The organism is Erwinia mallotivora (assembly GCF_000590885.1).
GTDB lineage: Bacteria > Pseudomonadota > Gammaproteobacteria > Enterobacterales > Enterobacteriaceae > Erwinia > Erwinia mallotivora.
In genome coordinates this window covers 94,001-108,604 of the sequence record NZ_JFHN01000025.1, presented here as the reverse complement: position 1 = coordinate 108,604, position 14,604 = coordinate 94,001, and the positions used below count along the sequence as shown (strand labels likewise).

Below are 14,604 nucleotides of genomic sequence, written 5' to 3'. Positions count from 1 at the left end.
GCCACAGATTCTTCAGTTAAAGGCGAAAGCAATCTGGCAGCTGAGATCAGGCAGGCAGTTGAACGTCGTAATGCTGCGAAAAGGCAGCCGTCTGCTGAAAATGAGGCAACCCCGCGTTTAAACGGTGAGGGGCAGGCGGAAGAGCACCAGCCGCTGGCGAAAGGTGCCACAGATTCTTCAGTTAAAGGCGAAAGCAATCTGGCAGCTGAGATCAGGCAGGCAGTTGAACGTCGTAATGCTGCAAAAAGGCAGCCGTCTGCTGAAAATGAGCCAACTACGCGTTTAAACGGTGACGGGCAGGCGGAAGAACGCCAGCCGGTGGCGAAAGGGGGCCCGGTTTCTGCCCCTGAAGGCAAAAACAATCTGTTAAATGAGCTCCAGCAGGAGATCGCACGTCGTAATGCTGCAAAAAGGCAGCCGTCTGCTGAAAATGAGGCAACCCCGCGTTTAAACGGTGACGGGCAGACGGAAGAACGCCAGCCCTCGTTGAAGCCCTCCGGGTCATCTGTTGCTGAGAAAATCGCTTTATTCACGGAGCAGCAAGAGGCCACCAGAAAAGGTGCTGCGAACCAGAGCGTTAAACCCTCTGCGCAACAGGAAACCAGCCGGTTGACGGATGAGTTGCCAGCTGACCCGATAAACATTGATGCCGGATTGAGTGCCAACGTCGTCGGGAACCAGCCTGCGAATGAGGATCTCGCGATATCCACTAACCCGTCTTCCAAAGCGGTTGATTCATCTGGCCAGCGAATTTACACCACCTGGAATACTGTGGATGTTTTCAATCGCAGAAATAGCATAGACCGGGGGGCATACGTTAAAAAGCATACCGATGCGAAAGCTGCCGAGCTGGAGAGTAATGAACTGCAACAGGCATTTGTGGCACTGGCGAAAAAACCGGACAGCGGTTCTGACTTTGCTGATCGCATTTCTGCGGAGGACCGCACCGCAGAATCCACCTGGTTTCAGGGGCCCAGAGCCAGATAAATGAGGGAGAAGCCGAAGGTGAGAGATGAACTCTGCGCATAATCAACAACAGGCATTTTCACTGATATGCCAGTTAATTCAGGGCGTTAATGGTACGCCAGCAAACCAGATCGGGCTGCATGACAGCCTGATCACCGATTTGGCGATGGACTCTGTTGAGCTGATTGATCTGCTGATGCAGCTTGAAGGGCATGGCGTGGTGATTGAAGAATCAGAAATTACCCCAACATTAACCGTTGCGTGTCTGGTGCGTCATTTTATGTCGGCTACTGAAGCCTGACCACTTCCACTCAGGACTGCCGTCAGGCAGTCCTTTTAAAGCCAGCCTCACTCTGCATTCAGAAAAACATCACAATAATTTTATAGTTTCATGGGTTAATCGTTGTGCGTTTTCTGCCAAAAAAAACCTAACTTGCGGTGATAAAAGGGTTTGGTTGCTGGTACTCAACTAATCACGCAGCGGGAATTTCACAATATTGTGAAATTAAATGGAACTTTTACTGAAGATTTGCCACATAACCAGCCACATCGCCGGGTAAAAATTTTGGGTGTGAAAACAAAGCCTGTGGTGGTCGGCTCATCCGACACAAACAGGCTATTTAACCACCTGTAAATCGAACGGCCCGGTTTCTTTCGCTGATTATTTAGTGAGTCATCAATCTATGAAAATCTGGAACAGTATAAATATCCGCGTGTTGCTATGGGCAACCTTTATTGGCGGTGCTATCAGCTCGCTGGTGAAATCCGGCTCGGAACCCAATATGCCTCCGCGCGTGCCGGGTGAAATATCGCCACCGGCGATGAATATCGATGCGTGGCTTGGCGGATTCGGCATTAACTCTCATTCGCTGGATTATGTTTATCAGCAGGTCACGGTCCCCGGCGCGGTGATGCTCTATCACTGGTTGTTCAGTTTTATCTTTGCGTTCGTCTATGTTTTCCTGTCAGCGTGGATGCCGAAAATCAGGCTCTGGTACGGGGCGTTTTATGGAATCCTGATCACACTGGTGATGCATGGCCTGTTATTTCCGGCCCTGGGTTTCAGAAAGCCGGTCTACATTGAGGGAAAAACAGGCTGGCTGTGGAATCTGAACGGCTACGAGCTGTGGAGTGAGCTGATTGGGCATATTTGCTGGTCAGTGTCGATTGAGATAAGCCTGATCGCGGTTCTGGCTATTTATGCGAAGAAAATAAGCGGTAACTGGACGCTGTAGTCAGCACATCCCATGCTTTACCTGTTAAAAAAACCGGCCAGGCGGCCGGTTTTTTAGTTTCAGTCGTACAGCGACTGATGACGGGTTTCTTTGCTGGCAATCAGCGCAAACAGCGTCAGGCAGGCCATTGTGGCCAGATAGATACCTACCCAGAACAAACCGTAAGCGTGGGTCAGCCAGGTGGCGATGTATGGCGCAACCGAAGCACCCAGAATCGACGACAGGTTATAAGAGAACGACGCGCCGGTATAACGCACTTCGGTGGGAAAAAGTTCTGGCAGCAGCGCACCCATTGGACCAAAGGTCAGTCCCATGATGCTCAGGCCACACAGCAGGAATGCCATTACCAGCAGCGGATGACCGGAACCCAACATCGACGGGAAGACCAGTGCGAAAGCGATAATCGCCAGCGTAATCACAATCATCGTCTTGCGACGGCCATAGCGGTCGGCCAGCAGCCCGGCAACGGGCACCATCACGCCAAAACCAATCACCGCCAGCATTAACATCCACAGCATGGTATTACGCGGGAAACCCAAACCATTGGGGGCCGCCGTGGTGCCGTAACTCATTGAGTAGACGGTCATGATGTAGAACAGCGTGTAGGTCGCCAGCATGATAAAGGTGCCGAGGAGGGTGGCTTTCAGATGGCTGGACAGCAATGTACCGATCGGCACTTTGACCTGCTTTTTCTCTTTTTTCACTTTTGCGAAAACCGGCGATTCGTTCAGCGATACCCGTACATACAGGCCCACCAGCACCAGCACGGCAGAGAGGATAAAGGGCACACGCCAGCCCCACTGCATAAACTGTTCTTCTCTCAGCAGCCAGGAGAGCAGCAAAAAAGTGCCGTTGGCGAAGAAGAAGCCGATGGGCGCACCCAGCTGAGGAAAGGATCCGTACAGCGCCCGCTTTTTCGCCGGGGCATTTTCCGTTGCCAGCAGTGCGGCACCACCCCATTCGCCGCCGAGACCCAGCCCCTGACCAAAACGGGCCAGCGCCAGCAACAGCGGGGCAAAGACGCCGATGGTTTCATAGCCGGGGAGCAGGCCAATCACCACGGTCGAAATCCCCATCGTCAGCAGCGATGCCACCAGCGTCACTTTACGACCGGCGCGATCGCCGAAGTGACCAAACAGCGCAGAGCCGATCGGACGGGCAATAAAGGCAATGGCGAAGGTAGCCAGCGACTGAAGCGTGGCGACGGTGGCATCACCCTGCGGGAAGAAAATATGGGGGAAGACAATGACTGCTGCGGTGGCATAAATATAGAAATCAAAAAACTCAATGGCGGTACCGACCAGCGAAGCGACCAGCACTTTTCCGCGTGAGTTTACCGGAGTGGCATCATGTTCGCTGTCTGGATTTGGGGCGATGGAAGCGTGCATATCTCTTTCTTATAGTTCAAACGTAAAAAAGGAATCTTACGCACCCGCTCTGGCGCATTCAATGGCGAAAAGCCCACCGGCGGGCGCATCGGCAAGGGAAAAGAGGATCCTGCGAAAGATGGCAAAATTGCCGGGAGATGGCAGGGAGAATGATGACTTTCATGGTAATAAACACCAGCAAAGCGTAATAAAAAGTGTCAGTCAGCTTTAAATGTTGAATTTTGCGCAAAAAATGGCCGGCTGACGCGATTTTCAACTCATTTCAGGGTGGCCTTCAGATGAGCTGGCTCTTTTCCGCAACCCGCCATTTTCCGCTAAATCAATCCTAAATGAACGGTAATTAGCGCTCTGCGTAAGGTCTTTTGCTGATCAAAAGCAGGTTGAGCCTGCTGTACAGCAAATAGACTTCTGCCCCACCGTTACTGACTCATTCCCGGAAGGTTTTGTCCAGATGATCATAAAATTCCACATCCTCAACCGTTTGCTGTTGCCGCTACTGCTGGTCCTGAGTGTATCTTCCCCTGCGGCCACGCCTCCGGCGGTTTCCGTCGTCACGCTGACGCATCAGCATGTTGCACCCACTACCCGCTATCTGGGCAGGATTGAACCACTGCGGGCGGTGGATGTCGTTTCCCGCACCGAAGGCATGGTGGCTAAGCGTGGTTTTCTGGATGGTGAAATGGTCAGGGCAGGACAGCTGCTGTTTGCGATCGAACCGGCTGAGCATCAGGCTTTACTGGCAAGGGCGGAGGCACAGGTCAGCCATGCCCGCGCCCAGGCCAGTAACGCCCGCCAGCATCTCAGCCGCTTACAGCGTCTGGGGACGGGCACGGTGGTCAGTCAGTCGGATCTGGACAACGCCATTGCCAGCCGTGACATGGCGGTTGCCGCACTGAAAGAAGCCGAAGCGCAGTTGCAGACCCAGCGTCTGAACCTCGGTTTTACCCGCATTACCGCGCCTGTCACCGGTCGTGCCGGACACAGCGAGGTGCATGAAGGAAGCCTGGTGAATCCGGCGAGGGGTACGCTGGTGACGCTGAAGGAAATTGATCCCGTGCGGGTGGTGATTGCGGTCAGTGAACGGGATTATATTGCCGCCAGCCAGCAGGGGCTGGTGGCGGATGTGCGCAAGGCCAGTCAGGCGCTGACGCCACGGCTGCAACTTGCCAACGGTGAGCACTACCCACAGCGGGGGGAGTTTGTCTCGGTTGATAATCACATTGACAGCCATACGGGCACGGTGGCGGTCAGCCTGCAATTTGCTAATCCGCAGCACCTGTTGCTGCCCGGCGGCGTGGTAAACGTTGAACTGGAACCCCAGGCGAAAGCCGCATTACTGCTGCCCCTGGCGGCGCTTCAGCAGGATGCTCAGGGCTATTATGTGCTGAAGGTGGTGGAGAATCAGGTGGAGCGTGTTGGCATTACCGTCGGCGCGCAACTGGGTCAGCACTACGTGGTGACCTCTGGTCTGCATGAGGGCGACCGGGTGATTGTTGCTGGTGTGCAACGCGTCCGGCCCGGTATGTCGGTCACCGCCACCGAAGCGCCATAAGGAGCCTGCCGATGTTAAGTTTTTTTGTCAGGCGTCCCCGCTTTGCGATGGTGATCGCGCTGGTTATTGCCCTGGTCGGCGGCGTGGCGCTGAAAATGATCCCGGTCGAGCAGTTTCCTGAAATCACTCCGCCGGTAGTCAGCGTCTCCGCGCTCTATCCCGGTGCCAGCGCCCGTGATGTTGCTCAGGCGGTGGCGGCACCAATCGAAGCGCAGATCAATGGCGTCAGCAACATGCTTTATATGGAGTCCACCAGCAGTAACAGCGGCAGTTACCAGCTGACCATTACCTTTGCCAGCGGCACCGATCCGGACATGGCGGCGGTGGAAGTGCAGAACCGCCTTTCCCAGGTGACCGCGCAGTTGCCTGCTGAAGTGAACAATAATGGGATTTCTGTGCGCAAACGCGCCAGTAATATCCTGCTGGGGATCAGCGTGCTTTCCCCGAATCAGAGCCACGATCCCCTTTTTCTCAGTAACTACACCTCTATCCGCCTGCGTGATGCGCTGGCGCGGATTAACGGGGTGGGGGATGTACAGGTGTTCGGCGCACGCGACTACAGTATGCGTATCTGGCTGGATCCACAGCGGATGGAAGCGTTACATATCACCACCGATGAGGTGATTCAGGCGTTACAACAGCAAAACGTGCAGGCGGCAGCGGGCCAGATCGGTGCGGCACCCACCCCCGCCGCGCAGCAGAATACCCTGACCATCAGCGGCGAGGGGCGGTTAATCAGCCCGGAAGCGTTTTCTCAGGTGGTGCTGCGCAGTAATCAGCATGGCGGCACGGTGCGCATCAGCGATATCGCCAGGACCGAACTGGGAGCACAGAATTATCAGGTCAATGCGGCGCTGAATAACACCCAGGGCGCGTTTTTAATGGTCTATCCTGCGCCGCAGGCCAATGCGCTTAACGTGGCGAAAGCGGTTCGCGCCGAAATGGCCAGCCAGGCGCGGGCCTTTCCGGAGGATATGGCTTATCAGATCAAATTTGATGCCACCCAGCCGATTACCGCCACGCTAAAAGAGATCGGTACGTCGCTGGTGCTGACGCTGATTGTGGTGCTGGCTGTGGTGTGGTTATTTCTGCAAAACCTGCGGGCCACCTTTATTGTGGCGCTGTCGGTGCCGGTATCACTGTTGGGCACCTTTGCCGTGCTGCTGCTGTTTGGCTATTCGGCCAACACCCTCAGTCTGTTTGCCATCATTCTGGCGCTGACCATCGTGGTGGATGATGCCATTGTGGTGGTGGAAAACGTCGAGCGGCTGCTGGCAGATGATGCCGAACTGACGCCTGCGACCGCCACGATCAAGGCTCTGGGGCAGATCGCCGGGCCGGTAGTGGCCACCACGCTGGTGTTGCTGGCGGTGTTTGTGCCGATTGCGGTGCTACCGGGGATCGTCGGTGAGCTCTATCGTCAGTTTGCCGTGACCCTCTCGGCTGCGATGGTGCTCTCCAGTGTGAATGCGTTGACGCTGACGCCAGCGCTCTGCGCCTGTCTGTTAAAACGGCGTACTGCCCCGGTGCAGGGGGTATTCGGGCTGGTAAACCGGGTGATTGACCGCGTCCGGGATGGCTATGTCTTGCTGTCAGACAAGGTCAGCCGCTATGCCCTGACCACGGTTGCCATCATGCTGCTGGCGGGTGGGGTTAGCTGGCTGGCTTATCAGCAACTGCCGGGCGGTTTTCTGCCCGCAGAGGATGACGGTTATATCTTTGTGAATGTTCAGCTTCCCGATGGTGCCGCGTTACCCCGCACCCAGCAGGTGATGGAAGACCTTTATCGGTTGGTTGAGCAGAATCCGGCGGTGGAGGATGTGATTAACATCACCGGCTTCAGCCTGCTGGGGGGAGGTAACGCCGCCAACAGTGGCTTTGCTATCGTGATGTTAAAAGACTGGCAGGTACGCCCACCCGTGGCGCAGGTTTTGCCGCAGCTTCAGCGGCAGCTGGCCGCTATCCCGACGGCCAGCATCATGGCCTTTGTCCCGCCGGCCATCAGCGGATTAGGCAATGCCGCAGGTTTTGATCTGCGAATCCAGGCCATGGAAGGACAGTCGCCGCAGGCGCTGGCGCAGGTCGGGCAGCAGGTGATTATGGCTGCCAATCAGCATCCGCAACTCAGCCGCGTTTTTACCACCTTCAGTGCTAACGTGCCTGAAATGACGCTGTCGGTTGACCGTGAACGGGCTGCGCTGTTGGGCGTCCCGGTCAGCCGCATTTTCTCCGTATTGCAAACCTCACTGGGTGGTCGCAACGTTGGGGATTTCACGCTCAACAACCGTCAGTTTCGGGTTCAGCTGCAAAACGATCCCGATTTCCGCCAGCGCAGCGATCAGCTGATGCAGCTGACCGTACGCAGCGACAGCGGTCATGCTGTCAGCCTGAATCAACTGGTGACGCTGACGCCGTCCACCAGCGCGCCATATATCATGCAGTACAATCAGTTCCCGGCCCTGTCGATCAACGGCTCCGGCGCGGAGGGCATCAGCTCGGCCCAGGCAATGCAGGCGATGGAGGCGGTGCTGGCGCAGGCGTTACCCGCCGGTTACAGCTACAGCTGGAGCGGCATGTCACTTCAGGAGCAGCAGACCGGCAATCAGGCGGTGCTGATTTACCTCGCGGCGATTATCTTCGCCTGGCTGTTTCTGGTGGCGCAGTATGAAAGCTGGAGCGTACCGCTGGCCGTGCTGCTTTCGGTTATTTTTGCCGCAGGCGGTGCCGTGGCCGGGCTGCATCTGATGGGTTTTGCCAACGATGTCTATGCCCAGATTGGGCTGGTGTTGCTGACCGGGCTGGCTGCGAAAAACGCCATTCTGATCGTTGAATTTGCGCGCGAGCGGCATGAACAGGGGGACAGTATTGCCCAGGCTGCCCGGCAGGCGGCCAGACAGCGTTTTCGCGCGGTGATGATGACCGCCATTTCACTGATCCTCGGCGTGCTGCCGTTGGTGCTGGCGACCGGCGCGGGGGCCGCCAGTCGGCAGATTATCGGCGTTACGGTGTTTAGCGGGATGCTGGTGGCAACGCTGGTCGGGGTGGTATTTATCCCGGCCCTTTATCTGCATATTCAGCGTCTGCGTGAGTGGAGCAAAAGGCCGCGTGGAGCAAGATAATGGCGCGAATAATTGAGCGGGAACGCACATTTAACATTATCGTTATGCTCGGAATGCTGGTGATTATTCTGGCCGGATTGCGGGCCGGTGCGGAGATGGTGGTGCCCTTTATTCTGGCCGTGTTTGTCGCGGTGATCCTCAATCCGCTGGTCAGATTGTTGCAGCGTATTGGCGTGCCGCGTGTGCTGGGCGTCTCGCTGCTGATTGGGGTGATCGTGCTGGCAGGCGCGCTGTTACTGGCAACGCTGGTGAGTATGCTGAATGATTTTGCCCGTACTCTGCCGCAATACCGTGCGGGAATGCTGGGATGGCTGCTGGAATTGCAGGAGATGGCGGGGCATCTTGGGGTGCCCGTTTCCACCGAGGCACTGGTCACTATGGTGGATCCGAATCTGGCGCTCAATCTGGTCAGCCGGGTGCTGTCGAATCTTTCTGGCGCGGTGTCCGCTATTTTTCTGTTGCTGATGACCGTGGTATTTATGCTGTTCGAAGTGCCGCTGTTAACGGGTAAACTGCAAAATCTTTTCCACCGTCCTTCTGAAAGTATGGCCGCTATCCAGCGCGCACTCGACGGCATCAGCCGCTATCTGGTGTTAAAAACCGCCATCAGCCTGCTGACCGGCGTGGTGGTGTGGCTGATGTTGCTGTCGCTGAATGTGCGTTTTTCCCTGCTGTGGGGAGCGCTGGCTTTCGTCCTCAATTACATCCCCAACATTGGCTCTTTTATCGCCGCGGTGCCGGCGATTATTCAGGTGCTCATCTTTCAGGGCATACCAGAAGGGTTGCTGGTTACCGCAGGCTACCTGCTGGTGAATCTGCTCATCGGCAACATGCTGGAACCCCGACTGATGGGGCGTGGCCTGGGGCTGTCCACGCTGGTGGTGTTTCTTTCATTGATTTTCTGGGGCTGGCTTTTTGGTCCGGTAGGGATGCTGCTGTCGGTGCCGTTGACCATTGTGGTAAAAATCGTGCTGGAGCAGACGCCGGGAGCAGAGCCGCTGGCCCTGCTGCTCTGCGATGGCCTGATTGCTGAGGATGAGGAACCCTCGCGCTGAGCGGTTAAACCGTTTTCCACGCCCGACGCACCGGTGCGCGGGCGCAGCGGCTATTGCAGCGTCTGATCCACCCGCTGCACCATCCACGGCCAGAAGGGATTAGAAGACTGGCGCATCAGCATATCCAGACTGACGATCAGTACGGAACGCTCACCGCGTGGTGCCAGCCGTCCGAAACTGATGCCAAATTCATTGGGATGCGCTGGCGCGCTGCCGTACAGGGAATCACTGACGGGAAAGGGCAGCGCCACATGGGATAAGGAATAGACATCAGCGGGATAGCTCAGACCCAGCGGCTGTCTGCTCAGCGTGGTCGCTCCGGCGAGGGTCGTTTCGGCCACCACGTCACCGCTCAGCGGCGAGGCATTGGTCACCAGCGTGGTGGTATAACGACGCGGCGTGGGCGGAAGCAACTTTTCAGCTGCCTGCCTGGCGCTGCTGCGCATTAACGGTGACAGATGTACCGACTGGTTAACATCAAACAGCACCAGCTCGCTGCCGTTCGCCGGTAGCAGGTTGTACAGACCATTGACCACCGCAGGGGTGCTCACCGTCGCATCCGCTACCGACTGAAAAGTCAGAACGGGTGGAAGCCGGTTCAGACGTTGATTCTGCCGGGCCTGATGCAGCTGCGTCTGTAAGGCGTTGGTCAGTAACCAGGATTGACGCGCGGCCCTGACCGGAAAGGAGTTGTACTTAAACGGATTGAACTCCGGCAGGATGCTGAGCCATGCCGAACGGGCAAACGCGGGCAGCAGCGAAGGCAGTCCGGCCAGCCCGGCATAACGGGCATAGGGGCTGACGCCAATCATTGGGGAAATCAGAATCAGATGGCTGGGGGCAGGCAGGGTCGGGTCGTCAAGCGCATCGAGCGCATATTTCATCGCCAGCGCGCCGCCGTTGGAAAAACCGATGAGTTGCAACGGTGCGCCGGGTGGAATACGTTGCCTGGCTTCACGCACCGCCAGCCGGGTTGCCGCCATCCACTCCTGCCATCTGACGCGGGTCAGTGCGGCAGGCACCGTGCCGTGGCCTGGCAGGCGAATCGCCACTGCCACATAGCCTTTCTGCTGATAATGAAAGGCTAAATGGCGCAGGCTATAGGGTGAATCAGTCAGTCCGTGCAGCAAAACCACCGCCCCGCGCGGTGTTCCCTGCGGTAACAGCTGATATGAGCGATTCCAGTTGGTGGCGAAATGCTCCGGATAAACGGGGCTGTCCGGGGCATAGCGGTTCAGGATTTCCGGTGAGCCATCGCTGATTTTGCTGCTGACGTTGCGCCGCATCTCGTCAAAGATTTTCTGCTCGTTTTGCAGGTAACCGGCCCAGTCTGAACGGTCTGTCTGGCTGCTGCTCAGTTCCTGCGGGATCCACTTGTGCCAGGGTTGCAAATCGGGGCCACGCTCGGTTAGCGCAATGCGCAGAATCAGCAACGCGACCAGCATTAACAGCACAATAATCAGCGAGCGTATTAACCAGATACGGGTTCTGTTCAGCATTGTCGTCTTGCTCCTGATCTGTTCGCCTGACTGTAAAGTGATATCCGATAGCGGGTGTTGATCCTGTCATTTGTCTGCGGGAATGCAAAGTACGCACTTCAGTGCTAAATGCAAATGGTTGATAAAGGGTTTAGGTAAGAAAGAGGTAGTTATTTCCGGTTATTATCTCTTAACGTTATGTTTTATAGATGATTGTTGATGATTTTTTTTAGAAACGCTCTTTTTATCGAGGGTTTACATCCCCGGCGGGCAGAATTATAGTGGCGGCGATTTCATCAATGGAGAACCCGATTGGACAGTCACCCCTTAAGTTTTAACCTCTGAGGTAAGCCAACTCCGTTGTTTGCTTGCCGAAAAAAAACCGGCGGGCAGTGTTTCACTTCATTCCTGTGTCACATCCCCGTTTTGCTCCTTACATTTTTCCCGCGTATTGCCGGGAGAGGACTGCATTATGAAAGAACCTCCGACCAGCGGCGGGCGATGGCACACAGGCCCAACTGAGCGCGGCTGACGCTTGTAATTTACCGCGCTGTTCCGGGCTATCTGCCCCGTCCCGATCCCCAAAAAAAACCAACATCCTCATGCGCAGGAGAGATTCCCCGCGCCTGAACAAAAATAAAATTAAGGATCTGGCAAATGAAAATGCATAACGCCAACTTAAAACTCGCCCGCAGCTTAGCCATTGCCAGCGAGATCACCCAAAGTGCCGACGGCACGCTGGCCCGTCTGAACACCCAACGCCACGGCCTGACCTCAGAAGATGCCGCTGAACGTCTGCTGGAGCATGGTAAAAACCAGGTTGCCAGCGAGAGAGCGCCTCATGCGCTGCTGCAACTGTTCCGGGCTTTCAATAATCCGTTTATCTGGGTGCTGATGGCGCTGGCGGCGATCAGCTATTTCACTGATTACCTGCTGCCGCTGCGCAAAGGCGAAGAGACCGACCTGACCGGCGTGACCATCATGCTGGTGATGGTCGCCCTCAGTGGCCTGTTGCGTTTCTGGCAGGAGTACCGCACCAACAAGGCGGCGCAAGCGCTGCAATCTCTGGTGCGCACCACCGCCACGGTTATTCGTCGCAGCAGCGAAACGGCGCAGCCGGTAAGGATGGAAATTGCGCTACAGGATGTGGTGCCTGGCGACATTATCTTCCTCTCGGCGGGCGATATGATCCCGGCAGATGTGCGTCTGCTTTCCTCACGCGATCTGTTCGTCAGCCAGGCCGCGCTGAGCGGAGAAGCGATCCCGGTTGAGAAATATCACGCCACGCCGGAGGGTGTGGAGAGCATGACCACGGAGCAGGCTGACGTGCTGAATACGCCGGGTATCTGCCTGATGGGAACCAATGTTGCCAGCGGCACGGCGACGGCGGTGGTGGTGGCAACCGGTAACCACACCTGGTTCGGTCAGCTGGCGAAATCGGTAACAGGCAGCCGCCCGCAAACGGCGTTTGATCGCGGCGTGAACAGCGTCAGCTGGTTGTTGATCCGTTTCATGCTGGTGATGGTGCCGGTGGTGTTGTTCATCAATGGTTTTACCAAAGGTGACTGGACCGATGCCCTGATGTTTGCGCTGGCGGTGGCGGTGGGCTTAACCCCGGAAATGCTGCCGATGATTGTCAGCTCCAATCTTGCGAAAGGGGCGATTGCCATGTCCCGGCGCAAAGTGGTGGTCAAACGGCTCAATGCTATCCAGAATTTCGGCGCGATGGATGTGCTCTGTACCGACAAAACCGGCACCCTGACTCAGGACCGTATCATTCTGGAGCAGCACCTGGATGCATACGGCCGCAACAATGAACAGGTTTTGCAGCTGGCGTGGCTGAACAGCCGTCACCAGAGCGGGGTGAAAAACCTGATGGACAAAGCGATCCTCAGTTTCAGTCAGGGTAATCTGGCGGTCAGTGGTTTGTGGCGCTATCGCAAAATTGACGAGTTGCCGTTTGATTTCGAACGTCGCCGCCTGTCGATTGTGGTCGCTGACGAAAATAATCAGCAGAAGCTGATTTGCAAAGGCGCCGTGGATGAAATGCTGGCGGTTGCCAGTCACTGGATGGATGCAGGTGTGCGCCGGGAGCTGGATGCTGCTGCCCGTTCCCAATGGTGTCAGCAGGTCGAAACGCTGAACCAGCAGGGCTTTCGCGTGTTGCTGATTGCGGAGCGTTGCCTGGGGGATTGCCCGCTGCGTATGCCGCTGAGTAAAGAAGATGAGCGTGAGCTGACTATCTGTGGTCTGCTGACTTTTCTTGATCCGCCTAAAGAGAGCGCCCAGCAGGCGATCGCTGCGCTGCATGAAAATGGTGTGACGGTAAAAGTGCTGACCGGAGATAATGCGGTGATCACCAGCAAAATCTGCCGCGATGTCGGGCTGGAACCCGGTGAACCGCTGTGTGGCAATGAAATCGAACGGCTGGATGACGGCGAACTTTCCCGTCAGGTCGAAACCCGGACGATCTTCTGCCGTCTGACGCCACAGCAAAAATCCCGGGTGTTACAGGCGCTTCAGCATAATGGTCACACCGTGGGTTTTCTGGGAGATGGCATCAACGATGCCCCCGCACTGCGTGATGCGGATATTGGCATTTCGGTCGATACCGCCACGGATATTGCCAAAGAATCGGCCGATATTATCCTGCTGGAAAAAAACCTGATGGTGCTGGAAGAGGGGGTTATCAAAGGGCGGGAGACGTTTGGCAATATCATTAAATACCTGAACATGACCGCCAGCTCTAACTTTGGCAACGTCTTTTCCGTACTGGTGGCGAGCGCATTTATTCCATTCCTGCCGATGCTGGCAATCCATCTGCTGATCCAGAACCTGATGTATGACCTGTCTCAACTGGCATTGCCCTGGGACAAAATGGATAAGGAGTTTTTGCGTAAACCACGCAAATGGGATGCGAAAAATATTGGCCGTTTTATGTTGTGGATCGGCCCGACTTCTTCGCTGTTTGATATCACCACTTTTTTTATTATGTGGCACGTGTTTGCGGCCAACAGCGTGGAGCATCAGGCGCTGTTTCAGTCCGGCTGGTTTATTGAAGGGCTGCTGTCCCAGACGCTGGTGGTGCATATGCTGCGCACCCGTAAAATTCCGTTTATTCAGAGCCGTGCGGCGTTGCCGGTGCTGCTGATGACCGGTCTGGTGATGGTGCTGGGTATTTATATTCCTTTTTCACCTTTCGGACATGCGGTTGGCCTGGTTCCACTGCCCTGGTCTTACTTCCCGTGGCTGGTGGCAACCCTGTTTGGCTACTGTGTGGTCGCCCAGGGAATGAAACAACTCTATATCCGTCGTTTCGGACAGTGGTTCTGAGGAGAAAAGAATGAAGAATAACAACGTGGTGACCACTATTGTGCTGTTTTTTGTGGCGCTGGTGATCTTTGCTAACGGGCTGTTAATGGTTTTGGCGGCCTGACTACCAGGGCGGATAAGTGATCCGCCCGCATTTCACACCTTGAAAAAGCGCTGATAAATAAAGCGGATCACTGCATATTCCAGCGCCCCCAGCAGTAAAAACCACAGGCAGAACACTAACGTATACAGCTGACCCACATCGCTCAGGTGAAAGGTTTCCACCAGCTTATGCGTCAGGCTCAGGCCAAACCAGGGAGCCGGCAACAGTAAGGCGGAAAGAAAGCCCAGCATCAGGGTGCTCATGGGCATTAAAAAAGTCAGAAAAGGGTTTTTCATTGGCATTCCATCCCGGTCAGTGACGGGCATTGTCCGGTAATCTGCCGGTTGGTTCAATCCTGCTGACTTTTACTGGCAGGACTCTTCTTTCCGCCCGGTA

Annotated in this window: 10 protein-coding genes; 7 read left to right on the top strand and 3 right to left on the bottom strand. The window is 55.9% G+C overall.

The window, feature by feature from the left end:
- The 3 genes from BG55_RS22770 to BG55_RS04315 form a co-directional block, all read left to right on the top strand.
- Nucleotides 1-987, top strand: a 987-nt coding sequence (locus BG55_RS22770; RefSeq protein ID WP_034934684.1) for a hypothetical protein, incomplete at its 5' end; no start/stop codon positions are given.
- 25 nt (nucleotides 988-1,012) lie between these two features.
- Entirely contained in the window at nucleotides 1,013-1,267 is a 255-nt protein-coding gene (locus BG55_RS04320) for an acyl carrier protein (protein WP_034934681.1), read from the top strand.
- Nucleotides 1,268-1,649: 382 nt separating this feature from the next.
- Nucleotides 1,650-2,201 (top strand): YagU family protein, encoded by a 552-nt coding sequence (locus tag BG55_RS04315; RefSeq protein ID WP_034934679.1) that lies wholly within the window; start codon nucleotides 1,650-1,652, stop codon nucleotides 2,199-2,201.
- A 59-nt stretch (nucleotides 2,202-2,260) separates the two neighbouring features.
- On the opposite strand, the gene BG55_RS04310 is transcribed toward BG55_RS04315, so the two are convergent.
- Nucleotides 2,261-3,589, bottom strand: a complete 1,329-nt coding sequence (locus BG55_RS04310) for an MFS transporter (protein WP_034934677.1) — start codon at nucleotides 3,587-3,589, stop codon at nucleotides 2,261-2,263.
- 451 nt (nucleotides 3,590-4,040) lie between these two features.
- Here BG55_RS04310 and BG55_RS04305 point away from each other — a divergent pair, with 451 nt between their 5' ends.
- From BG55_RS04305 to BG55_RS04295, 3 genes are read left to right on the top strand one after another with little or no spacing between them, the layout of a single operon-like run.
- On the top strand, nucleotides 4,041-5,141 hold the full coding sequence (locus BG55_RS04305) for an efflux RND transporter periplasmic adaptor subunit (RefSeq protein WP_034934675.1): 1,101 nt from the start codon (nucleotides 4,041-4,043) through the stop codon (nucleotides 5,139-5,141).
- An 11-nt stretch (nucleotides 5,142-5,152) separates the two neighbouring features.
- Nucleotides 5,153-8,260, top strand: a complete 3,108-nt coding sequence (locus BG55_RS04300) for an efflux RND transporter permease subunit (RefSeq protein ID WP_034934673.1) — start codon at nucleotides 5,153-5,155, stop codon at nucleotides 8,258-8,260.
- Nucleotides 8,260-9,315: an AI-2E family transporter gene (locus BG55_RS04295; RefSeq protein ID WP_034934670.1), complete on the top strand. Its 1,056-nt coding sequence runs from the start codon at nucleotides 8,260-8,262 to the stop codon at nucleotides 9,313-9,315. The genes BG55_RS04300 and BG55_RS04295 overlap by 1 nt, the downstream gene beginning before the upstream one ends.
- A gap of 50 nt (nucleotides 9,316-9,365) precedes the next feature.
- Here BG55_RS04295 and BG55_RS04290 read toward each other — a convergent pair whose 3' ends face one another.
- Nucleotides 9,366-10,814, bottom strand: a complete 1,449-nt coding sequence (locus BG55_RS04290; protein WP_034934667.1) for an alpha/beta hydrolase — start codon at nucleotides 10,812-10,814, stop codon at nucleotides 9,366-9,368.
- A 642-nt stretch (nucleotides 10,815-11,456) separates the two neighbouring features.
- Here BG55_RS04290 and mgtA point away from each other — a divergent pair.
- A complete protein-coding gene (gene mgtA, locus BG55_RS04285) occupies nucleotides 11,457-14,126 on the top strand; it encodes a magnesium-translocating P-type ATPase (RefSeq protein ID WP_235192712.1) in 2,670 nt (889 codons plus the stop codon).
- A gap of 135 nt (nucleotides 14,127-14,261) precedes the next feature.
- On the opposite strand, the gene BG55_RS04280 is transcribed toward mgtA, so the two are convergent.
- Nucleotides 14,262-14,504 carry a DUF1158 family protein gene (locus BG55_RS04280; RefSeq protein WP_034934663.1) on the bottom strand — a complete coding sequence of 81 codons (243 nt, stop codon included), beginning with the start codon at nucleotides 14,502-14,504 and terminating at the stop codon, nucleotides 14,262-14,264.
- Nucleotides 14,505-14,604: the final 100 nt, after the last annotated feature.

Excerpts from the sequence above, each read along its gene's own strand:
- BG55_RS04320 (WP_034934681.1), top strand. The coding sequence starts at position 1,013 with ATGAACTCTGCGCATAATCAACAACAGGCATTTTCACTGATATGCCAG.
- BG55_RS04315 (WP_034934679.1), top strand. The coding sequence starts at position 1,650 with ATGAAAATCTGGAACAGTATAAATATCCGCGTGTTGCTATGGGCAACC.
- BG55_RS04310 (WP_034934677.1), bottom strand. The coding sequence starts at position 3,589 with ATGCACGCTTCCATCGCCCCAAATCCAGACAGCGAACATGATGCCACT.
- BG55_RS04305 (WP_034934675.1), top strand. The coding sequence starts at position 4,041 with ATGATCATAAAATTCCACATCCTCAACCGTTTGCTGTTGCCGCTACTG.
- BG55_RS04300 (WP_034934673.1), top strand. The coding sequence starts at position 5,153 with ATGTTAAGTTTTTTTGTCAGGCGTCCCCGCTTTGCGATGGTGATCGCG.
- BG55_RS04295 (WP_034934670.1), top strand. The coding sequence starts at position 8,260 with ATGGCGCGAATAATTGAGCGGGAACGCACATTTAACATTATCGTTATG.
- BG55_RS04290 (WP_034934667.1), bottom strand. The coding sequence starts at position 10,814 with ATGCTGAACAGAACCCGTATCTGGTTAATACGCTCGCTGATTATTGTG.
- mgtA (WP_235192712.1), top strand. The coding sequence starts at position 11,457 with ATGCATAACGCCAACTTAAAACTCGCCCGCAGCTTAGCCATTGCCAGC.
- BG55_RS04280 (WP_034934663.1), bottom strand. The coding sequence starts at position 14,504 with ATGAAAAACCCTTTTCTGACTTTTTTAATGCCCATGAGCACCCTGATG.